We start from the raw sequence: 22545 nt of genomic DNA, 5'->3' as shown, positions 1-22545 counted from the left end.
CCCCGCCGCCGGTCGCGTTCGCTCCTCTGGAGCAACGCGTTGGGCTAATTGGCCTCACCCGTGAGCGCGAAGGACCGCAGACGCCGTGTGGCGGCGTACGTGCCGAGCGTGGCGAACGCGGCGGCCATGATGACCGCGGTGAGCACCGTCAGCGAGGAGTCGACCAGCGGGGTGTCGCCGATCGCGTCGGCGAGCGCGCCCGCGTGCTGGCGGATGCTGAACACCCGCGCGCCGTCGACGAACGACACCAGCAGGTTCTCCCACAGCACGATGTAGACCAGCCCGACCGCGACCGGCCGCTTGGACATCACGCTCAGCGCCAGGAACAGCGCGCTGTAGGCCAGCGACCCCACGGCCGCGCCGACGACCATGCCGACGGCCAGCGCGCCCGAGCCCGCGATCAGCGCCGCGACGGCGAGCGGCACGGCCGTGGCCGCGGTCGTGACCAGCCAGGCGACGGTGAGCTTGGACAGGATGATCTCGCCGCGCGGCAGCGGCTTGGTGAGCAGGTGCGTGATGGTGCCGTCGTCGATCTCCAGGCCCAACGCGCTGCTGCCGACGATGAGCGCCGTCAGCGGGAGGATGACCGCGAGGCCGAGGTTGCCGAAGACCAGCGGCCCCCAGTCGCCCGCGGTGACGTACTCGTCCTCACTGGCCACGCCGAGCAGGGTCAGGCCGATCAGCACGATCGGCATCGGGAGGAGCAGCAGCACGCGCCTGCGGCCGAGGAGGGCCCGCGCCGTCAGGCGCATGATCGTGGGGTTCATGTCGTCACCAGGTAGGAGAAGACCTTCTCGAGCGACTCGTCGGAAGGCAGGATCGAGGTCAGCCGGATGGCGCGGGCCTTGGCGAGCTTGGCCACGGCGCGGGTGAACGTGCCGTAGTCGCTGGCGTGCACCTGCAGGCCGCCCGCGGTGACGCTCACGCCCGACACCGACTCCTCGCCGATCAGCGCGGTGGCCAGGGCCCGGTCGTCGGAGGAGGCGATGGTGAACACGTGCGGGCGGTTGGTCATCAGCCGCCGGATGTGGCGGTAGTCGCCGGAGGCGGCCAGCCTGCCCGCCACGATCACCTGGACGGTGCCGGAGAGCTGCTCGACCTCCTCCAGGATGTGCGAGCTGAACACGATGGTCCTGCCCTCGCCCGCCATGCTGTCGAGCAGGTCCATCATGTGCATCCGCTGGCGCGGGTCCATGCCGTTGAACGGCTCGTCGAGCAGCAGCACGGCCGGGTCGTGCACCAGGGCGGCGGCGACGCGGCTGCGCTGGCGCATCCCCTTGGAGTAGGTGGAGATCCGCCGGTCCTGGGCGTCGCGGAGCTCGACGACGTCCAGCGCTGCCCGCGCGGCGGCCGCCGGGTCCGGCAGCTTGTGCAGCTTCGCGCTGGCCAGCACGAACTCCCACGCGGTGAGGAAGCCGGGCACGCTTTCCCGCTCGGTGACCAGGCCGAGGTTGCGGTACATCGCGGGGTTGCGCCACGCGGGCTCGCCGCTGACGCGGACCTCGCCCTGCGACGGGGCGAGCAGGCCCGCCATCAGGTGCAGGACGGTCGTCTTGCCCGCGCCGTTCGGGCCCAGCAGGCCGGTCAGGCCGGGGCCGATCGACAGGGTCACGTCGTTGACGGCGACGACGTTGCCGTACCAGCGGGACACGCCGGTCAGTTCGACGGTGTTCACGAATCGATCCCCCTGTAGCGCCACACCGCGCACGCGGTGCCGAGCGCGATGAGCGCGAGCGTCACGGCGCCGTAGACCGGCCCGTACCCGTCGATCGCGCCGAGCGCGATGTCCGAGCCGAACAGCCAGGTGTCCACGCCGTTGAGCAGGCTGGTCGGGTCCAGCAGCCCGGCGAGGGCGCCGAGGGCGCCGGGGTCGAGCTCGCGCAGGATGGCCGAGATCGGCGCGGTCAGCAGGAAGACGCCGATGATCATGCCGGTGGCGAACACCCGCCGCCCGGACAGCGAGGCGATGGGCAGGCCGAGCGCGGCCAGCAGCGCGGCGTGGACGACGGCGGCGAGCAGGCCCAGCAGCAGGCCGCCCAGCTCGTCGAACACCCCGCCGATGCCGGTGTCGGTGCCGAACGCCATGCCGATGAACATGACCAGCATCGGGATGGCGAACAGCAGGAACGTCGCCGTGGCCAGCGCGGCGACCTTGGTCAGCGCGTAGGCCGACCGGCTCAGCGGGCGCGACAGGTACAGCTGCAGCAGCTTCGTGCGCAGGTCCACCGACACCAGCTCGGGCGCGACCACGGCGACGAACACCGTGGCGGCGAAGGTGAACGTCGAGGCGATCCCGACGTAGTCGATCACCGGGGCGGGCAGCTGGCTGTTGACGATCACGAGGATGAGCGAGGCGATGCTCGCCAGGCCGAGCAGGCCGATCGGCAGCACCTTCGCCCATGGGCTGCGGCCGAGGCCGTACGCGCCGCGCAGGCTGTGCACGTAGAGCGAGCGCGCCGAGTAGCCCGGGCCCAGCCGGGGGCCCGCGTAGCGCTGGTAGCCGATGTCGTGGATCACGCCGGGTTCAGACACGGGTCACCGCCGGGGTCGGGAGGTCGCGGAACAGGTCGGCGACCTGGTGGCGCTGGCGTTCGAGCCGGTGCAGGGCGAGGTCGAGGTCGGCGACGGCGTCGCGGATGAGGTCGTAGGCCGGGCCGTCGTCATCGCCCAGCCGGACGGTCAGCACGCGGTTGTCCCGCCGCACGTCCAACCCCGCGGCGGTGAGCGCGTCGGCCAGCCGGTCGGCGCCCTCGTCGACCTCGACGACGAGCAGGTCGTTGTGCTCGGTCATCGCCGACAGCGTCGCCGAGCGCAGCAGCCTGCCCGCGTCGATGGCGACCAGCGACGTGCAGATCCGCTCGATCTCGCCGAGCAGGTGCGAGCAGATGACGACGGAGACGCCGAACTCGGTGCCGATGCGGTGCACCAGGTCGAGCATGGCCCGCCTGCCCGCCGGGTCGAGGCCGTTGGTCGGCTCGTCGAGCAGCAGCAGCTCGGGGTCGTGGACCAGCGCCTGGGCGAGCTTGACCCGCTGCTTCATGCCCGTGGAGTAGCCGCCGATGCGGCGGTAGCGCTCCTCGTAGAGCCCGACGTGGCGCAGCGTCTCCGACGCGCGTTCCCGGGCAGCGGCGGCGGGCAGGCCGCTCATCCTGGCCATGTGGGTCACGAACTCGGCGGCGATCATGTCCGGCGGCAGGCAGTCGTGCTCGGGCATGTAGCCGACCTTGGCCCGGACCCGGTCGCCGTCGGCGACCGGATCGAGGCCGAGCACGCGTATCCCGCCGCCGGTGGGCGTGAGCAGGCCGAGTGCGAGCTTGATCAGCGTGGTCTTGCCCGCGCCGTTGACCCCGACCAGCCCGACCACGCCCGCCTCGATCGCCAGCGTCAGGTCCGCCAGGGCGGTCACCCCGCCGTCGTAGCGCATCTCCAGCGCTGTGGTCTCGATGAGTGGCACGCGGAGAACCTACGGGTGGGCAGGCGGCCCGCACATCCGGTCGAACCCCTGATCTTGGCGGCGCCCCGACCCCTAGGGGGACCTCATCCTCCACTGGGGACGGTGGCCGGGTCGATCAGCACGAGGTCGATGTCCCACTGGCCCTCGCACGCGCCCCGCCGGACGAGCGCCTGGCCAGCGGCGTACGTCCCGGCGGTGAAGAAGACCTCCGCCTCGAAGCCCTCGTTGTCCATCCCGGCGGGGCGGTAGCCCGCGGCGGTCACCGCGTCCTGGATCAGCACGGTGACCTCGTCGATGGGCTTGGCGGTCACGGCCCGGACCGAGAGGTGGCCGTCGGCGCTCTCCACCCGCGTCACCGTTCCCACTTGGTCCAGGGACAGCCCGGCGGGCAGGAGCGCGACCTCCGCGGGGGGAGCGGCGGCCGGGTCCGGGCACGCGCCCACCCCGGTTGAGCAGCCCGTCAGCAGGACCGCCACCGCGATCAGCGCCCGTTTGACCATGGCGGCCACTGTAGGTAATTCTGGGAATGCCCGCAGCCCTCACGATGGGGTGAAATCCGATCATCCGGTGTTACGGTGTGGCACCGGCGCGCAGGGCGCCCGTGATCGGCGGAGGAATGCGTGGTCAAGACCCCTGTCTGGATAGTCGCCGCCACCGCGGTTCTGGCCATGGCGGGCGCGAGCGCCGTCTCCACTCCTGAGACCTCCGGGGCCGACGCCGCCGAGCGCACGGCCGACCCGGTGGGCGCCGAGGAGTGGATGTACCTGCAACGGGCGAACCCGGACGGGTCCATCCCGGACGCCGCGGTAACGCAGGCGATCGCGCAGTCCGAGCAGCTGGGCGTGGCCGCGGCGGGCACCGACCAGGTGTGGAAGCAGCTCGGCCCCGGCAACATCGGCGGCCGCATCCGGGACATCGCCACCGACCCGACGACGCGGGGCGTCGTCTACATCGCCACCGGGACGGGCGGCCTCTGGCGCACCGACGACGGCGGCGCCACCTTCGACACCGCCTGGGACGACCGGCTGCCCCAGTCCATGGGCGCCGTCGCGGTCGACTCCCGGGGCGTGGTCTGGGCGGGCACCGGCGAGCCCGACCACGGCGGCGGCTCGGCGTACTACGGCAAGGGCGTCTACAAGTCGACCGACGGCGGGGCCACCTGGACCAACGTGGGCCTCTCCTCGGGCGACACGGTCGGCCAGATCGTCATCGACCCGCGCGACGACGACCGCGTGTTCGTCGCCGTCATGGGCGCGCTGCACGACACCGAGCCCACCCGCGGCCTGTTCATGACCGAGGACGGCGGCGCCACCTGGACCAGGGTGATCGCCCCGCCGAGCGCGTCCACCGGCGTGATCGACGTGACCGTCAACAAGACGAACCCCGACATCATGCTCGCCACGACCTGGGACAAGGTCCGGGACGAGAAGTCGCGCATCTACGGCAAGAACTCCTTCCTGTACCGCTCGACCGACGGTGGCCGCACCTGGGTGAACATCCACCAGGCGCCGCTGCCGCAGAGCGTCGACGTGGTGGGCCAGCCGGACTCGGCGACCTACGTCGGCCGCATGGGCGTGGACTTCAGCGACAGCGACCCCAACCGCGCCTACCTCATCTCCAGCACCGCGGGCGGCAACTTCAACGGCTTCTTCACCAGCGCCGACGCTGGCGCGACCTGGACGCCCGTCGGGGCGACCTCGGGCGGCACGCTGCAGTCGATCAGCGGCGGGTTCGCCTGGTGGTTCGGCCGCGTCTACGTCGACCCGGTGGACCCGCTGCACGTGTTCGTCGCGGGCGTCAGCCTCGCCGAGAGCCTCGACGGCGGCCTCACCTGGACGACCTCGCGCACCCCGCACGCCGACCAGCACGGCCTGGAGTGGGACCCGTTCACCCCGGGCCGGGTGTACCTCGGCAACGACGGCGGCTTCTACTGGTCCACCGAGAACGGCGCGGCGCGCGGCCTGTGGGCCAAGACCCCGTACCTGCCCGTGACCCAGTTCTACGCCATGGACGTCTCGCACCAGGACGGCTCGCGGGTCAACGCGGGCGCCCAGGACAACGGCTCGCTCAAGTCGTGGGGCTCGGACAACACCGTGACCGGCGACTGGTTCGGCTTCGTCGGCGGCGACGGCATGATGAACCGGATCGACCCGACCGACGACCGCAAGTACTACGGCTGCTCCCAGAACGGCGGCTGCCGCGGCTTCGTCGACGGCGCTGGCTTCTCCATGACGATCCCCGGCGCGCGCAAGAACTGGGTGGCGCCGCTGGAGTTCTCCGCCGACCCGCGGATCCTGTTCGGCGCCAGCGAGTACGTCAGCCGGATCAACACCGACGCCGGTCAGCGGACCTGGCAGCGGATCAGCCCCGACCTGACCGAGGGCACCGAGCCGCGCGCCCCCGGCTTCGGCACCGTCACCGCGCTGGGCACGACCGCGGCCGACCCGAACCTGGTCTACGCGGGCACCGACAGCGGCCTGATGTGGGTCAGCCGCAACGCGATGGCGGCCGATCCCGCCCAGGTGACCTGGGAGCGGCTGCGCAGCCCGGTGTTCCCCGGCCGCTGGGTCACCCGGATCACCGTCGACCCGCAGAACCCCAGGGTGGCCTGGGCGAGCTTCTCCGGCTGGCGCTCCGGCGACGGCTACCCGCACCTGGTCATGACCAGCGACGGCGGCCGCACGTGGGCCGACATCGCGGGCAAGAAGATCCCGCAGGCGCCGGTCAACGACGTCATCCGCCACCCGTCCAAGCCGCGCTGGCTGTTCATCGCCACCGACGTGGGCGTCTACCGCACGACCAACCTCGGCCGGACGTGGACCAAGGTCGGCACGAACCTGCCGCTCGTGCCGATCACCGACATCGACCTGCCCGCGGGCAGCGACACGCTCTACGCCGCGACCTATGGCCGCAGCATCTGGACGACGTCGCTCGCCGACTGAGGCCCTGGACCGGCGGCGCACCCGAGCACCCCGGCGGCCTTGGTGGGCCGCCGGGGTCGTCGTGCTCTCGGTGGTGTTCCTCGCGCCGCTGGCGGTGATGGCGCTGGGCTCGCTGCAGCGCCCGCTCCAGCCGCCGCCCGACGGCCTCGACCTCTGGCCCGACCCCGCCGAGTGGGCGAACTACGCCGCCGTGCCCCGGTTCATGCCGGTCGGCAGGCTGCTGCTGAACTCGCTGCTGCTCGTCGTCGTCGCGGTCCCGGTCACGGTCGTCGTCACCTCGATGGCGGGCCTGGCGATCGCCATGGCGCGCGGCCGGGCGCGGCGGTGGCTCGTCGGCGTCTCGGTGCTGATGCTGCTGGTGCCCGCGGCGGCGCTGTGGGTGCCCCGGGTCGTCCTGCTGCGCGGGGTCGGGCTGGCCGACACGCCGTTCACCGTCGCCCTGCTCGCGCTCGCGGGGACGACCCCGTTCTACGTCCTGCTGTTCGCCCTCGCCTGCTCGCGCATCCCCACCTCGCTGCTGGAGGCGGCGACGCTGGAGGGGCTCAGCCCGGTCGCGGTGTGGTGGCGCGTGGCGCTCCCGCTGGCCCGGCCCGCTGTCGTGGCGGTGGCCGCGCTGTCCGGGCTGTTCTACTGGTCCACGTTCATGGATCCGCTGACCCTGGTGTCCTCGCCCGCCAACTGGCCGGTGGCGCTGGGGTTGCGGAGCCTCAGCGAGATGGAGGCCGCTCTGTACCCGATCTACCTCGCCGCCGCGGTGGTGGTGACCGCGCCCGCGCTCATCGCCTTCGGCATCGGCCAGCGGTCGTTCTTCTCGTCGGTGGAGCGCTCGTGAGGGCCAGGGCGGTGTGCCTGGCCATGTTGCTCGCGGCGAGCGCGTGCGCGGAGCCGAGCGCGGACGGGCCAGCGCGGATCACCCTGCAGATCCGGGCCGAGCCGGAGGAGGCGGCGGTCTACCGGAGCCTGATCTCGGCGTACCAGGGCGGGGAGGTCGAACTCGTCGCCGTGGGGCGCGATGACCACCTCACCCGGCTGTCGACGGCGTTCGCGTCGGGGGACGCGCCGGACGTCTTCCTGATCAACTACCGCGACTTCGCGCCGTTCGTGCAGCGCGGGGCCGTGCGCGCCGTGGGGCCGCTGCTGGAGGAGCAGGGGGTGAACACGGCGGACTACTACGAGCAGCCGCTGCGCGCGTTCACCTCCGACGGCGCGCTGCAGTGCATGCCGCAGAACATCTCGTCGCTGGTCGTCTACTGGAACCGCGCGCTGTTCCGGGACGCGGGCGTCGCGGCGCCCTCGGCCGGGTGGACCTGGGAGGACTTCGTGCGCACCGCGCGCGCGTTGACCACGGACGGGGTCAAGGGCGTGGGCATCGACGCCTCGATCACCCGGATGGCGCCGTTCATCTGGGGCAGCGGCGGCGCGATCGTCGACGACGACGCCGCCCCCACCCGCACGACCCTGCACGAGCCGAGGGCGAAGGCCGCCCTCCAGGCGGTGCTCGACCTGATCGGCACGGGCGCCACGCCGTCGAAGGAGCAGCTCGCCGCGCAGGGGGTGGAGGAGCAGTTCATGACCGGGAAGCTCGCGATGTTCCTCAGCTCGCGGGTGGAGGTCCCGGCGCTGCGCGAGCAGCGCGGGCTCGACTTCGACGTCGCCGCCCTGCCGGTGATGGGCGAGCCCGCGTCGGTGCTGCACTCGGACGCGTACTGCGTCTCGTCGACATCGGAGAACGCGGAGGCGGCGGCGCGGTTCATCGCGTACGCGGTGGGGCAGCAGGGGCAGACGATCACCGCGCTGGGCGGGCGCACGGTGCCGTCGCTGCGCTCGGTGGCGACCTCGCCCGCGTTCCTCAGCCCGACCCGCGCGCCCGCGTCGTCGCAGGTGTTCCTCGACGCCATCCCGCACCTGCGGCACACGCCGGTGGTGCCGTCGTGGCCGGAGGTGGAGGACGTGATCGGCACCCAGCTGGAGCGGGCCTTCCACGACGGCGTCCCGCTCGAGGAGGTGCTGGCGGAGATCCAGCGGCAGGCCGATCCCCTGCTGCGGCGCCGATGAGCCTGCGGGTCGAGGGCGCGCGCAAGGCCTTCCGCGCGGGCGGCGTGGTCGCCCTCGACGGCGTGGACATCGCGGCCGAGGACGAGCTGCTCGTCATCGTGGGGCCGTCCGGGTCGGGGAAGTCGACGCTGCTGCGCGCTATCGCGGGTCTGGAACCCCTGGACGCCGGACGGGTGCTCATCGGGGACCGGGACGCCACCTCCCTGCCGCCCGCGGCACGGGATGTGGCGATGGTGTTCCAGGAGGCCGCGGTGTTCCCGCACCTCACCGTGGCGGCGAACATCGGCATCGGCGAACGCGCGCGGGGGGCGGGGCGGCGGTCGATCGAGGCCCGGGTCCGCGAGGTGGCGGGCGTGCTCGACGTCGACCACCTCCTCGACCGCATGCCGGGCGAGCTGAGCGGCGGCGAGCGGCAACGGGTGGCGCTGGCCAGGGCGATGATCCGCGTGCCTGCGGTATGCCTCCTCGACGAACCCCTCGCCTCGGTCGACGCGGAATCCCGCCTCCGCATGCGCGGCGAGATCCGCGCGCTCCAGCGGTCGCTGGGTGTTCCGATGGTCCACGTCACCCACGACCAACTGGAAGCCCTCGCCATGGCCGACCGCGTCGCGGTGATGCACGGTGGCCGGGTCCTCCAGTGCGACACACCCACGGCGCTGTACGCGCGGCCCGCCACGACGGCGGTGGCGCGGATCGTGGGTCCACTGCCGATGAACCTGCTGGCGTCGGAGGGCAGGGTCGTGGGCGTCCGCCCTGAGCGGATCCGCCTGGGCGGTGATGGCCTGAGGGCGACGGTCCTGGCGGTGGAACAGGCGGGCGAGGAATGCCTTGTCCGCCTCGAGGCGCCCGTCGAGGTCGTGGAGGGCGACCTCCTGGCCCGTCTGCCGTGGACGGCCGCACCAGAGACGGGCACCAGCGTGACGGTGACGTGGCGGACTGAGGACGAACACCACTTCGACGCCGCCACAGGCAACCGCCGATGACGGCCGGCATGGTCGGTCTGACCGTGGGCCGCCAGTGGCAGGGTGGTTCGGAGTTGTCACGGCGTGGGTCGGTTCGGGTGGAGTGGCCAGGCCGTGCGCCTCGGACGGGTGAGACGGTCGCCGGTCGTCGGTGGGTGTGGTGGCGTGGGGTGGAGCCAGCTCGGTCGCCGATGACGGGCTCGTGGGTGAGGGGCGCGATCGGGGGTTGTCAGCGGGGTGTGATGCGGCGGAGGGGTGTGGTCTCACTCGTCGTGGGTGATTGGGGTTCGGTTGTAGGCGTTGTTCGGTTTGGTGGGGCGTCGTGACGAGGGCGAGGTTCGCTCGGCGGTGGCCGTTGGCGGGTCCGTATCTCGTCGGGTCCGCTCTGCTGGTGCTTGTGCCGTTGGTGGTGGCGTCGGCGCTTGCGTTCACGGACTACTACGGGTTCACGGCGCCGGAGTTCACGGGGGGAGACAACCTCGGGCGGCTGGTGGGGGATGGGGCGTTCTGGGAGGCGGTCGGGGTCAGCGCGGTGGTGGCGTTGCTCGTCGTGCCCCTGCGGGTGGGGCTGGCGGTGGGGGCGGCGTTGTTGCTTGCCCGCCGTCGGGTGGGGACGTCTGTCGGGCGGGTCGCGGCGTATCTGCCCTCCGTCATCCCGGACGCGGCGTGGGCGTTGTTGTGGCTATGGATCCTGAACCCGCTCTATGGGCCGTTGCCCGCTCTGCTCAAGATGTTCGGGCTCCCCGACCCCGGCTTCCTCACCACCCCCTGGGGCGCGCGGATCGGGCTGGTGTTGGTGATGGTGTTCCAGATCGGCGAGGCCTTCACGGTCGCCCTGGCGGCGCGGATGGCGATACCGGTCCGGCTGCACGAGGCGATCGCGTTGGAGGGCGGCTCGCCCTGGTTCGCGATGACCCGGGTGACGCTGCCGCTCATGGCGCCCATCGTCATCGTCCTGGCCGTGCGGGACATGGTCGTCGTCGTGCAGAACGCGTTCGTGCCCGCACTCCTGGTCACCGACGGCGGCCCGGCCGACGCCACGCTCACAGCGCCCCTGCTGATTTACCGCCGCGCCTTCGAGTACGGCGAACTCGGCTACGCCAGCACCCTGTCGATCACGCTGCTGGTCCTCACCGGCATCGCCGCCGCCCTCCCGCTCTGGATCGCCGCACGGCTCGCCGCCCGCCAGCGGACCCGCGCGTGACGTCCGCTGTGCTCGATCGAAAATGAGAAAGACTCGCCAGTAATCGGAACATTCCCGCCGGGCGCACGGCCGAAGATGCGGCCCCGACGGCCTCGCCGACAGGATCGCCTGACTTCGATCTTAAAGGTGAGGACCGTGACAGCCCTTCCCCAGGAACTGGAATCCACCGCGCCGTTACTCCGGAGTCCACAGCGGACGGACACCGCGACGACCGCCGAACTCGCCCTGTCCGAGTACGACCCGTACTTCTACGACCACCCGCTCGACCACGTGCCGGTCATGGCCCTGGTCTGCGCCCTCTTCGACCTGGCCAGGCTCACCCGCCCCGACGACGACCCGGCCCGGCTCGCCCTGCGGATGGAGTTCCCGTCCTTTTGCGAGCCGAACGCCGACGTGGCGCTCGTCCACAGCGGAACGGCCCTGCTGGCCGAACAGGACGGTGAGGTGGTGTGCTCCGGCGAGCTGAACCGCACCGCACTGCCGCTGCACACCGTCCGGCCCGCGCCGCCGAGCCTGCGCCGCCTGCCAGCCGACCCCGTCCTGGTCCACCGCTGCGACCTGGAGAACGTGCTGGTCACCGGCATGGCCGACACCGGGGACGGCCGGGTCGTCGCCTTCCGCGAGCCCGCCCCCGGACACCGGCTCGGCGTCGCGCCGGACGCGCCCGCCCGGCCGGAAGCGCTGCTCGACGCCGCCCGCCAGTTCGCCACCATGCTCTGCCACACCGAGTTCCGCCGCCCGGAGGACACCCGTCTCGTCCTGCTCGGACTGGAGGCCGATCTCGTCGTCGGCGTGCCCGGCGGCGTGCACCTGCGCTGGTCGCGCACGCGTCCGCCGCGCGGGCGCTCGCGCGTGGAGTTCACCGTCACGACCTCCGACGGCGCCGCGCTCGGCCGGATCGGCCTCGACTGCTTCGCCGCGAGCCCGGCGGCGTACCGGCGGATGCGCGGCGAGGCGCGTTCGGCCTGACCTGGGACAACACGCCCGCGGCACGGTCAAGCCGAGCGCTGGCGATCCGGATGTCACATTCTTGGGGTCGGCGGTGCTCTACGGGTATGGACCTGGTTCAGCACGGCCGAGCGGCGCCCGCGGCCGTCCTGGCGGCCCCCGGCGCGCCGGTGGCGCGGGACGGGAGGGAGCGGCGCGTGGCGGCAGAGGGGCGCGTGCGCGCCGACCTCGACGTGATCTTCCGCCGGGAGTACCGGCGGGTGGTGAGCGTCGCCGCCCGCGTGCTCGGCTCGCGCGATCAGGCCGAGGACGTCGCGCAGGAGGTGTTCCTCGCCCTCGGCCGCACGACCGTGCCCGAGGGGGAGGTCCGCGGCTGGCTCTCGGTCGCCGCCGCGCACACCGCGCTGAACCTGCTCCGGGCCAAACGCCGCCGGGCCTCCCGCGAGGAGACCGTCGCCGCGGCCGAGCACACGGTGGTGTCCGACGTCGCCGACGCGGTGGTGAGCCGCGACGAGCGCCGCCGGGTCCGCGTCGCGCTTGCCCGGCTGCCCCGCAAGCAGGCGCTGACCCTCGTGCTGCGGCACAGCGGCCTGAGCTACGCCGAGGTGGCCACGGCACTCGACATGTCCCCCGGCAGCGTCGGCACGACCGTGCGGCGCGCCGAATCCGCTCTGCGCAAGGAGTTGAACCGTCATGCGACACCCGAATGAAGGCGTGCTGCGCAGGCTGCTCGATGAGCCCGCCGGGGTGTCCGACGCGGACCGCCAGCACGTGGGCTCCTGTCAGCAGTGCCTCGCCGGTCTGGTGGCGATGCGCGAGGACGCCGACCTGGTCGAGGCCGCGCTGGCGATGGACACCGCCCCGGACACCGACGCCGCCTGGGCGCGCCTGTCGACCGCCTCGCCCGGCCGCGCCGCGACGCCGAGGACCGGCCGGGGGCGCTCGCTGCTGCGCCGACCCGTGGTCGCGGCCGTCGCCGCCGCCGTCGTCCTGGCGGGCGCTGGGACGGCGGCCGCCAACGACTGGCTGCAGATCTTCCGGACCGAGCAGGTCGCCCCCGTCGGCTTCAGCACCGCCGACGTCATGGCCCTGCCGGACCTGAGCGCGTACGGCGAGGTCGAGGTGACCCGCGACGGCGACGTCCACGAGGTCCCGGACGCCGCGGCCGCCGCGGCGGAGACCGGGCTGGACGTGCCCGAGGTGACCTCCCTGCCGCGCGGGGTCGCCGGGGAGCCGACGTACCAGGTGGGCGGCAAGGTCAACCTGACCTTCACGTTCTCCGCCGAGCGCGCCGCCGAGGCCGCGGGCGGCGCGGCGCCGCCCCCGCCGCCGGGGCTGGACGGCAGCCAGGTGCAGTTGGTCGCCGGGCCCGGCGTGGCCGCGGTGTGGGCGCAGCCCGCGGGCGTGCCGTCCCTCGTGGTCGGCCGGGCGGTCGCGCCGACGGCGTTCTCCCGGGGCGTGCCCTTCGAGACGGTGCGCGACTACCTGCTGTCGCTGCCCGGCCTGCCCGCCGACGTCGCGGCGCAGCTGCGCGCGTTCGCCGCGGACGGCTCCACCTTGCCGCTCCCGGTGCCCGCCGACTACGTGACGACCGCGTCGGCGGAGGTCAACGGCGTCCCCGCCACGGTTCTGGCGACCCGGGACCGCGCCATGGCTGTCGTGCTGTGGGTGGACAACGGCGTGGTGACCGCGGTGGCGGGCGCGCTGGACTCCGACGAGGTGCTGTCGGTCGCCGAGAGCCTGCGATGACCGCCGAGCTCGCGCGGCAGATCGCCACCCTGCCGCCCGCGCCCGCCGTCTGGTGCTCGGGGCTGCGCAAGCGGTACCGCAGGCGGCAGGCCGTCGACGACGTGTCCCTGGAGGTGGGGCGCGGCGAGGTCGTCGGCCTGCTCGGGCCGAACGGCGCTGGCAAGACGACGGTGATCAAGATGCTGCTCGGTCTCGTCCAGCCGGACGCGGGCGAGGCGATGCTGCTGGGTCGGCCCGCCACCGACCCGGCGGCGCGGGCGGCCGTGGGCTATCTGCCGGAGTTGTTCCGGTATCAGCCTTGGCTGACCGCTGCTGAGGTGCTTGCGCTCCATGTGCGGCTGGCGGGGGCGGCGGTGTCCTCGGCGGAGCAGCGGTCATGCCTGGACCTGGTGGGGTTGGGGGAGCGGGCGCGGGACCGGGTGGGCGGGTTCTCGAAGGGGATGCAGCAGCGGCTGGGCCTGGCGGTCGCCTTGGTGGCTCGGCCTGCGCTGGTGATCCTGGATGAGCCGACGAGCGCGCTCGACCCGCTCGGTCGGGCGGATGTCCGCGACATCGTGCTGTCGTTGCGGTCGGACGGGGTTGCGGTTCTGTTGAACTCGCATCTGATCGGCGAGGTGGAGCGGGTGTGCGATCGCGTGGTCATTCTTGATCACGGTCGGGTGGCTGCTTCGGGGACGCTCGCGGAGTTGTTGGGGCAGCGGGAGTTGCGGCTGCGACTGACCTCGGTGGGGGCGGAGGCGGAGGCCCGGTTGGCGGCGGTCGGGGTTGTGTCGCGGGAAGGGGAGTGGTTCACGGTGGGGTTGCCTGGGGTGGATGACGGGGAGCTGGTGCCTGACCTGGTCCGGGATCTGGCGGCGGTGGGGGTGCGGGTGCATGCGGTGGAGCCTGCGCGGATCAGTTTGGAGGAGCGGTTGTTGGGGATCTTGCGGGCTGGACAGGACGGGGGGTGATCGGTGGGCTGGCGGGTGCGGGGGTGTTCGGTGACGGCGGTGGGTTCGCCGGTTCCTGGTGGGGTGGGCTCGCCGGGTTTCTGGCGGGTTGGTTCGCCAGTTTCCGCTGGGGTGGGCTCGCCGGGTTCTTGGCGGGTCGGTTCGGCGGTTCTTGCTGGGGTCGGCTCGCCGGTTTCCGGTGGGGTCGGCTCGCCGGTTCCCGGCGTTGCTCTTGGTCACAAGCGTCCTCGCCGGACGGGCAGGTCTCCGGGATGGGGTCGGGCTTGCCTGCCATCCCGTCGACCTCCCGGAGGGTTACCACACCCAGGGTGGGGGCGCGGAGCTTGCGTTTTCGCTGGCCAGGGCCCTGGGGGCCCTGGCCTGGCAAGTTCCTGTTTTGTCTTGGGGCCGCGCCCCCACCCTGGGTGTGGTAAGGCTGCGCCAGGTCGACGGGATGGCAGGCAAGCCCTGCTTTTGTGGGTGGGCGGGTGTTGTTGTTGTTGTTCGCCGGGTTGATGCGTTCTTTAGGGAGGTGGCTGGTTGTGGGGACTGTGGTGACTGTTGCCGGTCTTACGTTGCGTGAGGCTTCTCGGCGGCGGGTTTTGTGGGCGTTGGCGGGGCTTACTGTTGCCCTGTTGGCCTTGAGTGCTTGGGGATTCTCCCGACTGGCTGGGGAGTCCGAGTTCGGGACGATGACCAGTGGGCAGGCGCGGCTGGTGGCTTCTCAGTTGCTCAATCTGGTGATGTTCGGCATGAGCCTCATCGCCGCGTTGGGGACGGCGTTTCTTACCGGGCCCACGTTGTCGGGGGAGACTGAGTCGGGGATTGTGTTGGCGGTGTTGGCTCGGCCTATTCGGCGGTCGACGCTGCTGTTGGGGAAGTGGCTTGGGTTGGTGGTGTTCGGGACCGGGTTTGTCGTGGTGGCGGGGCTTGCCCAGTGTCTGGTCGTTCTGGTCACGGTGGATTATTGGCCGCCGCAGCCTGTGGTGGCGTTGGCCTTGTTGGCGGGGCAGACGACGGTCCTGCTGACCCTGGGGCTGTTGCTGTCCACGGCCATCTCGCCGATGGCGTCCGGGGTGGTCGCTGTCGGGTTGTTCGGGGCCACGTGGATCGCGGGGGTGGTGGGTGGAATCGGGGACGCGTTGGGGAATGAGGGGGTTGCTCGGGTCGGCACGATCTCGCGGATGTTGCTTCCTACCGACGGGTTGTGGCGGGGGGCCATGCACGCGTTCCAGGACCCGGCCGGGTTCGCCGAGTTCGGGGCGGCGATGGAGGGGTTCCCGTTCCTGAGCCAGGCCCCGCTGACCGCCACCTACCTCGTCTGGGCGGCGGTGTGGACGGCGATGGTGTGGGGGTTGGCCGCGATTTCCTTCCAGCGCAAGGACCTGTGAGAGGTCAGCGGGTGGCGATGGTGCGGATCGCGAGGGTGAGGTCCTTGGCGGTGGGGGCGGTCGCCGGGTCGATGAGCCACTGGGCCATCACGCCGGTCAGGAGGGCCAGGCAGAACGAGCCGACCGCGCGGTGCGTGTCGTCGGTTGTGTTGTCGAGGAACGCCTTGGCCATGCAGGCGCGGGCTTCGTCCAGGCCGCTCGCCAGGGCCGCGCGGATCTCGGGGGTGTGCTCGGCCTGGGCGAGGGCCTCGAAGCTCACCACCAACAACTCCCGCTGCGCGGCGAACAGCTCCGTCACCCGCGTCCACGCGTCCTCGAAGTCCTTTGACGCCGCCACCACCTCGCCGACCGCGGCACCCCATTCGGCGTTCACCTGAACGAGCGCCGCGTTGAGCAAGGCTTCCTTCGACCCGTAGTGGTACCCGATGGAAGCGAGATTCGCCCCGGACGCCGCAACGATGTCCCGCGCCGTCGTCCGCGCGTAGCCCTTCTCGATGAGGCACCGCTTGGCGCCTGCCAGAAGATCCTCGCGATGTCCCATCGGGCCAACCTACCGCAGGACTTATACGCGCGTCATAGACGGATGTATGGGCGGCTGGCGTCACGCCGCTTGCAGGGCGGGGAGGTCGCGCAGGGTGCGGAGGGCGTTGTGGACGCGGCTTTTGACCGTGCCGGTGGGGACGCCGAGGGTGGTGGCGGCCGCGGCGGCGGTGCGGTCGGCGTAGAAGACCTCGACGAGGGTGGTGCGGTGGGGCGGGGAGAGGGTGTCGAGGGCGGCGTCGACCATGATGCGGTTCTCGACCTCCTCGCTGGGGCTCGGGGCGGTGGCGGCGCGGGTTAGGTCGCCGTCCGGCAGGGGCACCTCGGTGGGGCGGGCGCGGCGGGCGCGGTGCTGGTCGACGGCGATGTTGTGGGCGACCCGCAGCAGCCAGGCGCGGACCGAGCCGCGGTCCTCGGTCAGCCGGTCGGCGTGCCGCCACGCGCGCAGCCACGTCTCCTGGGCGACGTCCTCCGCGGCGTGCCGGTCGCCGCCGGTGAGGCGGACGGCGTGCGCGAGCAGGGCGGGGCCGTGGGCCTGGATGAGTCCTTCGATCGTGACCATCGTTTTTCCTTTGTCCGCACGGGTTTCCGACACCACAAGCGTCTCGGTTGGCGGCCGCGCGGTCGCTGGAGCTTTCCCTCCGGCGCCGGGGGCCCGACCCGCCGGATTCCGGCGGCAAACCCGCCGGAGGGGGTGGGGGAATCCCCACCCCCCCGATGGTCATTCCCGCCGTCGGACGGCCGCGAGCGGGACGGCCACCACGACGGCCACCGCCGCGAACCACAGCGCCCGGTGGAGCGGGCCGGTGTCCGGTTCAGCGGGTTTCGGGATGGTCAGGCGCTCCTCGGCCAGCGGGGGCGGTGTCGCGTCCGTGAGGATCGTGGTGACGGCCGCGACCGGGTCGACGACCCCGACCCCCGCGACCGGCCGGTCCGCCGTGGCCACCAGGCGGGCCGCCACCTGCGGCGCGGTCAGGTCGCGGTGGTAGTCCCGGACGAGCGCCGCGGCCCCCGCCACCGGCCCGACCGCCAACTCCGCGCCCGACGCGACCCGGTGCCCCGCCCCCGACGGCGCGATGCCGATCAGGTCCACGGCGGGCGCCGCCAGGTCCGGCCGCGCCCCGAGCCGCACACCCGCCACGGGCCCGTCCGGCCCGATCGGCGCCACCGAGAGCACCCCGGGCAGGGCCGCGGGAAACGCGACCTCTCCGTCCTCCCGCACCCGGGCTGACGCCACGACCAGCACATCCCGCTGCCTGGCCAACTCCACCGCCGCCCGCAACCCCGCCGAGTCCCGCGTAGCCACCACCCCCACCGCGATCACCGACGCCCCACCCTCAACCGCCGCCACAATCCCCGCCGCCAACCGCTCCGGCGAGACCTCACCGGGCTCGTCGGCCACCCGCACCGGCAATATCCGCACCCCCGGCGCCACCCCAGCCCCGGGACTGGTGCCGACGCGGGCACTGGACTCCGCCATCACAGCCCGGACGTTCAAGGCGGCGAAGGCGAGCCGCACCGCCGCTACGGGATTGGAGCGGGCGGCATGGACGACGCCCGGCTTTCCGCCCGCGCCCGCTGGCCGTGCACGGACAACCGGTCCCGTGTGGACAGCTGCTTGGAAATAGTTGGCCGGTTCGGTGTCGTCGGCTGCTCGGGAGTGCACGACGGGTCCGAAGGGTGTGGTCGATTCGATGTGGTCGACGGTTCCGGAATGCGCGACCGATTCGGAGAGTGCGATTGGTTTGGAGTGCGCGGTCAGCGTGGAGAGCGCGGCCGATGGGAGGTCGGCGGCTCCGGAGTGCGTGCCCGGTCCGGAGTGCGTGGCGGGTTCGGAGCGCGCGGACGGGTCGGGGTTGGCGGCTGGTCCGGGAAAGGCGGCTGGCTCGGCGTGGGCGGTCGGTTCGGAGTTGGCCGCCGAGGTGGCGGTTGGTTCGGGCTGCGTGGTCGGGTCGGTATCGGTGGTCGGTCCAGAGTGGTCGGTGGCGCCGGAGTGCGATGCCGGTTCGGCCGTCTCCGCCGACTCCGGGTGGTCGGTGGGATCGGTCGGTCGGGCGGCCACCAAACCCGCGAGGAATGTGCCGTGGCCCGAGCAGTCCTGGTCGCCGCGACCGCCCGCCAGGTCTGTGCCCGGGAGGACCGCGCCTGCGAGGGCGGGGGCGGTGGCGCTGACCCCGGTGCTGATCACCGCCACCACCCCACCCCCGGTGGTCAGGGGCCAGGCGCGCTCGGGGGACAGGCGGTCCTGGGCCCATGAGCGGTGCGGGGCGGGGTCGTGTGCCGCAGGGGCGCAGTCGGTGAGTGCCGACGCCTTCGGCGGCGCCAGCCACAGCGCCAGGAAGGCGACCACCAGCGCGGTCCTCATGACGGCTCCTCCGTCCAGCCGATCTGCAGCCCCACCGCGTCCCGTCGGGTGACGAGGGCGGCGCGGCCCGGGGGTAGTTGCCTGCCTCGGGAGCCGTTGAGCAGGGGCAGCTCGTTCGGCGGCATCGACAGCGTCAGCTCCGGCGTGTTCGACTCCTGGAGCCTGCGCACCACCGCGTCCATCCCCGTGCGCGCGGAGCCTGCCGCGGCGCGGGAGAGCACGACGTGCAGGCCGATGTCGGCGGCCTGCGGGATCAGCTCGACCAGCGGGTCGAGCGGGCCGCCGAGCGACCCGATGAGCAGGTCGTAGTCGTCGACGACGACGAACACCTCCGGCCCGTCCCACCAGTCGCGGTCGCGGAGCCTGCTCGGGGAGATGTCCGCGCCCGGCACGCGGTGGCGCAGTTCGGCGGCGAGCGTGCCGATCAGCTCGGCCGCGCTCGCGGCGGACACCGCCAGCCCGCGCCGGTAGGCGTCCGGCACCGAGTCCATCAGCGACCGCCGGGGATCGATGACCAGCAGCTGCGCCTCATCCGGCCCATACACCTCGGTGACGGCCTCGGTGATCAGCCGCAGCGCCGCGGTCTTGCCGCTGCGGCTGTCGCCCAGCACGGTCAGGTGCGGGCGGGTGGCGAAGTCGTGCCAGACGGGCAGCAGGTCGAGCTCACCCACGCCGAGCGCGACGCGCGGGCCGGGCTCGGGGGCGGGCAGCTCGGCCGCAGGCAGCACCGAGGGCAGCATCCGCACCTCGGGCGCGCGCGGCCCGGTCCACGTCTCCTGGACGGCGGCGACGAGCTCCCGGGTCGCCTCGGCCAGCCCGTCGACCGTCGACCGCCCATCGATGCGCGGCACGGCGGCCAGGAAGTGCAGCTTGTCCGGGGTCAGCCCGCGCCCGGGCACGGCGGGCACCTGCGCGGCCCCGCGCATGTCGATCACCGAGTCGATGGCGTCGCCCAGCCGCAGCTCCAGCCGCGTGCCGAGCTGGTCGCGCAGCATGCTGTGGATGTCCGACCACCGGTTCGCGGTGAGGACCAGGTGCACGCCGTAGGACAGCCCGCGCTGGGCGAGCTGGCGGATGGCCACGTCGTGCTGCTCGAAGTCGGCCCGCAGCACGCCCCACCCGTCGACGACGAGGAACACGTCGCCGTGCTCGGCGTCGGCGAACTCGCCAGCGGCCCGGCGGGCGCGGTACTCGCCCATGGTCTCCACACCGTGCTCGGCGAAGAACCGCTCGCGGTCGGCGAGCAGCGTCTGCACCTCGGCGATCGTGCGCGCCACCTGCTCGCCCTGCATCCGCCCGCACACGCCGCCGACGTGCGGGAGGCCCGCCAGCGCCGCCAGCGTGCCGCCGCCGAAGTCCAGGCAGTAGAACTGCACCTCGGCCGGGGTGTGGGTGAGCGCGAGACCGGTGATCAGCGTGCGCAGCAGCGTGCTCTTGCCCGACTGCGGCCCGCCCGCGACCCCGACGTGGCCGCCGCCCGCGGACAGGTCGACGCGGTGCAGGTCGCGCATCTGGTCGAACGGCTTGTCCACCACGCCGACGGGCACGGTGAGCCGCCCGCGGCCCGCGGTCAGGCCCAGCTCCGGGTCGGGTTCGAGCGGGGGGAGGAGCTGGTCGAGCGACGGCGGCGCGGTCAGCGGCGGCAGCCACACCTGGTGCGCGGGCGGGCCGTGCCCGACGAGCCTGCCGACCGCGACCTCCAGCACCGACTCGGTCGTCTCGTCGGCCGGGACGGGCTGGTCCGGCTCGGGTTCGGCGGGGGAGGCCGAGCGGGCGAGCCCGAACGGGACCACCTGCCTGCGGACCTCCTCCTGCCGCTGTTCCCGGGTGCGGCGGTGGTGGAGACCGGAGACGTAGGCGGCCTTGAACCGCACCAGCGTGGCGACATCGCTGCGCAGGTAGCCGTTGCCCGGCGCGCTCGGCAGCTGGTAGGCGTCGGGGACGCCGATGACCGACCGGCTCTCCATCGCCGAGAACGTGCGCAGGCCGATGCGGTAGGACAGGTGGCTCTCCAGCTTGTGCATGCGCCCGTCGTCGACGCGCTGGCTGGCGAGCAGCAGGTGCACGCCCAGCGAGCGGCCGAGCCTGCCGATCATCACGAACAGCTCGGCGAAGTCCGGGTTGGCCGCCAGCAGCTCGCTGAACTCGTCGACGATGACGAACAGCGTGGGCAGCGGGTCGAGCGGGGCGCCCGCGAGCCGGGCCTTCTCGTAGTCCAGCAGCGAGCTGTGGTTGCCGCTCGCGCGCAGCAGCTCCTGCCTGCGCACCATCTCCCCGTGGAGCGCGTCGCGCATCCGGGTCACCAGCGGCGCCTCGTCGGCGAGATTGGTGATCACCGCGGAGGTGTGCGGCAGCCGGTCGAGGCCGAGGAAGGTCGCGCCGCCCTTGAAGTCCACCAGGACGAAGTTGAGCACCTCGGAGGAGTGCGTCATCGCCATGCCGAGCACGAGGGTGCGCAGCAGCTCGCTCTTGCCGGAGCCGGTGGCGCCGATCAGCAGGCCGTGCGGCCCCATGCCGCCCTGCGCGGACTCCTTGATGTCCAGCTCGACGGTCGAGCCGTCCTCGGCGATGCCCAGCGGGATGCGCAGCCGCTCCTGGTTCAGCCCGGTGCGCCAGAGCGTCCTGGGGTCCCACTCGTCGAGGTCGGTGACGCCGAGCAGCCGGGGAAGGTCGAAGTCGGCCACCATCGAGTCGGCCACCTCGGTCGCCCCGCCCAGCCGGTACGGCGAGATGATCCGCGCCAGCGTCGTGGCCTTGGCCAGCGACAGCAGATCCGGCGCGCACAGCGCCGTGCGGACCTCCTGGCCGGTGCGGTCGTGGCGCACCATCCGCACCTGCGTGGGGGAGACGTCCAGGCGCAGCGCGGAGCGGCCGGGCACGTCGTCGAGCGCGCCGGAGACGTCCAGCACGACGGCGTTGCGGTACCCCGCGCCCGCCAGCCGGGACTCGGCGGGCACGTCCACCCCGTCGAGGACGACCACGACGTAGGGCTCCTCCCGCCCGGGCGCGGCGCCCGCCTCGAACCGGGCCCGCTCGCCGAGTTCGGCGTCGAGCAGGTCGGTCAGCGCGGCCGTGCCGTCGGCGACGAGCCGGACCTGACCGGCGGCGTCCTGGTCGACGGGGTGCTGCGCGTGCGGCAGCCACTTGACCCAGTCCCACAGCCCCACGCGGTCGGGATGCGCGCACACCACGACGCGCAGGTCCTCGGGGGAGTGGAAGGTGACGAGCTGGGCCAGGACCGCCCGGGCCAGGCCGCGCGCCGCGTCGGCGTCGCCCTGGAGCCGGACCTGGGCGAAACCGCGCAGGAACAAGGCGGTCGGCTGGTTGGCGACGGTGGTGTAGGCGTTGATGAACCGCCGCAGCGCCCGCGCCGAGAGCGGTTCGAGGTCGGCGACCGGCTTGGTCCCCGGCGGGGTCAGCGTCACGGCCAGGCGCTGGGTGCCGAGGCCGACCCGCACCTCGGCGAAGTCGGCGTGGGCGGCGCGCCGCTCCCACAGCCGCCCGGTCATCGCGACCGACCACAGCCCCGCCGGGTCAGGGTGGTGCCACGCCAGCGCGGTGCGCTGCCGGGCGGCGACATCGCGGACCTGCGACCGCACCTGTCCGAGGTAGCGCAGGTAGTCGCGGCGCTCGCCGCGCATCCGCTGCCGCCGCTCCGCGCCGCCGCGACCCAGCTGGCTGAACACCATGACGACGGCCATCACGCCCATCATCGCGGCCATGCCGAGGCCCAACGCCGGGTTCCTCGGGCCGATGAACATCAGCATCACGACCGCGCCGCCGATCGTCATCGGCAGCATCACCAGCGTGGAGCCCAGGCCGCCGCCGGTGGTCTCGGGCAGGGTCGGCGGCTCCTGGAGGGGCAGGTCGCCGGAGGGCATCTCCGGCGGCTGTTCGCGGCCCTGCCTGCGGAACAACGTCGTGGTCATCGCGGTAGGCCCTTCCGTCATCGTCCTGACGCGCACTACACGGACGCGACCTGCCGACGCGTTCACGCTGAACCCTC

General features: G+C 72.9%; 19 protein-coding genes. 10 read left to right on the top strand and 9 right to left on the bottom strand.

The window, feature by feature from the left end; translation table 11 throughout:
* Positions 1–44: 44 nt before the first annotated feature.
* From Actkin_RS17400 to Actkin_RS17380, 5 genes are all read right to left on the bottom strand, one after another.
* Positions 45–767, bottom strand: coding sequence for an ABC transporter permease (locus tag Actkin_RS17400; protein WP_258903423.1), 723 nt, complete (start codon positions 765–767; stop codon positions 45–47).
* The gene (locus Actkin_RS17395; protein WP_189210589.1) at positions 764–1675 is read right to left on the bottom strand and encodes an ABC transporter ATP-binding protein; all 912 of its coding nucleotides are present in this window, start codon (positions 1673–1675) and stop codon (positions 764–766) included. Before Actkin_RS17395 ends, Actkin_RS17400 begins: the two co-directional genes overlap by 4 nt.
* Positions 1672–2532, bottom strand: coding sequence for a hypothetical protein (locus Actkin_RS17390; protein ID WP_258903422.1), 861 nt, complete (start codon positions 2530–2532; stop codon positions 1672–1674). Before Actkin_RS17390 ends, Actkin_RS17395 begins: the two co-directional genes overlap by 4 nt.
* Complete coding sequence (locus tag Actkin_RS17385) at positions 2525–3454, bottom strand: ABC transporter ATP-binding protein (protein WP_258903421.1); 930 nt, start codon at positions 3452–3454, stop codon at positions 2525–2527. The genes Actkin_RS17390 and Actkin_RS17385 overlap by 8 nt, the downstream gene beginning before the upstream one ends.
* An 83-nt stretch (positions 3455–3537) precedes the next feature.
* The gene (locus Actkin_RS17380; protein WP_258903420.1) at positions 3538–3954 is read right to left on the bottom strand and encodes a hypothetical protein; all 417 of its coding nucleotides are present in this window, start codon (positions 3952–3954) and stop codon (positions 3538–3540) included.
* Between the two features lie 120 nt (positions 3955–4074).
* Here Actkin_RS17380 and Actkin_RS17375 point away from each other — a divergent pair, with 120 nt between their 5' ends.
* From Actkin_RS17375 to Actkin_RS17330, 10 genes are all read left to right on the top strand, one after another.
* Positions 4075–6396 carry a WD40/YVTN/BNR-like repeat-containing protein gene (locus Actkin_RS17375; RefSeq protein WP_258903419.1) on the top strand — a complete coding sequence of 774 codons (2322 nt, stop codon included), beginning with the start codon at positions 4075–4077 and terminating at the stop codon, positions 6394–6396.
* 61 nt (positions 6397–6457) lie between these two features.
* Positions 6458–7228 (top strand): carbohydrate ABC transporter permease, encoded by a 771-nt coding sequence (locus Actkin_RS17370; RefSeq protein ID WP_258903418.1) that lies wholly within the window; start codon positions 6458–6460, stop codon positions 7226–7228.
* Complete coding sequence (locus tag Actkin_RS17365) at positions 7225–8451, top strand: ABC transporter substrate-binding protein (RefSeq protein ID WP_258903417.1); 1227 nt, start codon at positions 7225–7227, stop codon at positions 8449–8451. The genes Actkin_RS17370 and Actkin_RS17365 overlap by 4 nt, the downstream gene beginning before the upstream one ends.
* Positions 8448–9434, top strand: coding sequence for an ABC transporter ATP-binding protein (locus Actkin_RS17360; RefSeq protein ID WP_258903416.1), 987 nt, complete (start codon positions 8448–8450; stop codon positions 9432–9434). The genes Actkin_RS17365 and Actkin_RS17360 overlap by 4 nt, the downstream gene beginning before the upstream one ends.
* A gap of 370 nt (positions 9435–9804) precedes the next feature.
* A complete protein-coding gene (locus Actkin_RS17355) occupies positions 9805–10617 on the top strand; it encodes a carbohydrate ABC transporter permease (protein WP_258903415.1) in 813 nt (270 codons plus the stop codon).
* Between the two features lie 135 nt (positions 10618–10752).
* Positions 10753–11586, top strand: a complete 834-nt coding sequence (locus Actkin_RS17350) for an AfsA-related hotdog domain-containing protein (RefSeq protein WP_258903414.1) — start codon at positions 10753–10755, stop codon at positions 11584–11586.
* Positions 11587–11672: 86 nt separating this feature from the next.
* On the top strand, positions 11673–12275 hold the full coding sequence (locus Actkin_RS17345; RefSeq protein WP_258903413.1) for a sigma-70 family RNA polymerase sigma factor: 603 nt from the start codon (positions 11673–11675) through the stop codon (positions 12273–12275).
* Positions 12259–13314 (top strand): hypothetical protein, encoded by a 1056-nt coding sequence (locus tag Actkin_RS17340; protein ID WP_258903412.1) that lies wholly within the window; start codon positions 12259–12261, stop codon positions 13312–13314. Before Actkin_RS17345 ends, Actkin_RS17340 begins: the two co-directional genes overlap by 17 nt.
* Complete coding sequence (locus Actkin_RS17335) at positions 13311–14264, top strand: ABC transporter ATP-binding protein (protein ID WP_189210579.1); 954 nt, start codon at positions 13311–13313, stop codon at positions 14262–14264. Before Actkin_RS17340 ends, Actkin_RS17335 begins: the two co-directional genes overlap by 4 nt.
* 467 nt (positions 14265–14731) lie before the next feature.
* The gene (locus Actkin_RS17330) at positions 14732–15634 is read left to right on the top strand and encodes an ABC transporter permease subunit (RefSeq protein WP_258903411.1); all 903 of its coding nucleotides are present in this window, start codon (positions 14732–14734) and stop codon (positions 15632–15634) included.
* A 4-nt stretch (positions 15635–15638) separates the two neighbouring features.
* On the opposite strand, the gene Actkin_RS17325 is transcribed toward Actkin_RS17330, so the two are convergent.
* The 4 genes from Actkin_RS17325 to eccCa all read right to left on the bottom strand — a co-directional run bounded on the left by Actkin_RS17325 (position 15639) and on the right by eccCa (position 22468).
* Positions 15639–16175, bottom strand: coding sequence for a TetR/AcrR family transcriptional regulator (locus tag Actkin_RS17325; RefSeq protein ID WP_258903410.1), 537 nt, complete (start codon positions 16173–16175; stop codon positions 15639–15641).
* Between the two features lie 60 nt (positions 16176–16235).
* Positions 16236–16736: a sigma-70 family RNA polymerase sigma factor gene (locus Actkin_RS17320; RefSeq protein ID WP_189210577.1), complete on the bottom strand. Its 501-nt coding sequence runs from the start codon at positions 16734–16736 to the stop codon at positions 16236–16238.
* Positions 16737–16895: 159 nt separating this feature from the next.
* Positions 16896–18539: a S8 family serine peptidase gene (locus Actkin_RS32625; RefSeq protein WP_309569067.1), complete on the bottom strand. Its 1644-nt coding sequence runs from the start codon at positions 18537–18539 to the stop codon at positions 16896–16898.
* Complete coding sequence (gene eccCa / locus Actkin_RS17310; RefSeq protein WP_258903409.1) at positions 18536–22468, bottom strand: type VII secretion protein EccCa; 3933 nt, start codon at positions 22466–22468, stop codon at positions 18536–18538. The genes Actkin_RS32625 and eccCa overlap by 4 nt, the downstream gene beginning before the upstream one ends.
* Positions 22469–22545: the final 77 nt, after the last annotated feature.

Origin of the sequence: Actinokineospora sp. UTMC 2448, assembly GCF_024760565.1 — a bacterium.
GTDB classification, from domain to species: Bacteria; Actinomycetota; Actinomycetes; order Mycobacteriales; family Pseudonocardiaceae; genus Actinokineospora; species Actinokineospora fastidiosa.
Note: the sequence above shows the minus strand (reverse complement) of the source record. Positions and strands in the feature narration are given on the sequence as shown.

Bases quoted from the DNA above. Each gene is read 5' to 3' on its own strand.
- Actkin_RS17400 (WP_258903423.1), bottom strand. From the start codon at position 767: ATGAACCCCACGATCATGCGCCTGACGGCGCGGGCCCTCCTCGGCCGC.
- Actkin_RS17335 (WP_189210579.1), top strand. From the start codon at position 13,311: ATGACCGCCGAGCTCGCGCGGCAGATCGCCACCCTGCCGCCCGCGCCC.
- Actkin_RS17360 (WP_258903416.1), top strand. From the start codon at position 8,448: ATGAGCCTGCGGGTCGAGGGCGCGCGCAAGGCCTTCCGCGCGGGCGGC.
- Actkin_RS17340 (WP_258903412.1), top strand. From the start codon at position 12,259: ATGCGACACCCGAATGAAGGCGTGCTGCGCAGGCTGCTCGATGAGCCC.
- Actkin_RS17320 (WP_189210577.1), bottom strand. From the start codon at position 16,736: ATGGTCACGATCGAAGGACTCATCCAGGCCCACGGCCCCGCCCTGCTC.
- Actkin_RS17325 (WP_258903410.1), bottom strand. From the start codon at position 16,175: ATGGGACATCGCGAGGATCTTCTGGCAGGCGCCAAGCGGTGCCTCATC.
- eccCa (WP_258903409.1), bottom strand. From the start codon at position 22,468: ATGACCACGACGTTGTTCCGCAGGCAGGGCCGCGAACAGCCGCCGGAG.
- Actkin_RS32625 (WP_309569067.1), bottom strand. From the start codon at position 18,539: ATGAGGACCGCGCTGGTGGTCGCCTTCCTGGCGCTGTGGCTGGCGCCG.
- Actkin_RS17380 (WP_258903420.1), bottom strand. From the start codon at position 3,954: ATGGTCAAACGGGCGCTGATCGCGGTGGCGGTCCTGCTGACGGGCTGC.
- Actkin_RS17345 (WP_258903413.1), top strand. From the start codon at position 11,673: ATGGACCTGGTTCAGCACGGCCGAGCGGCGCCCGCGGCCGTCCTGGCG.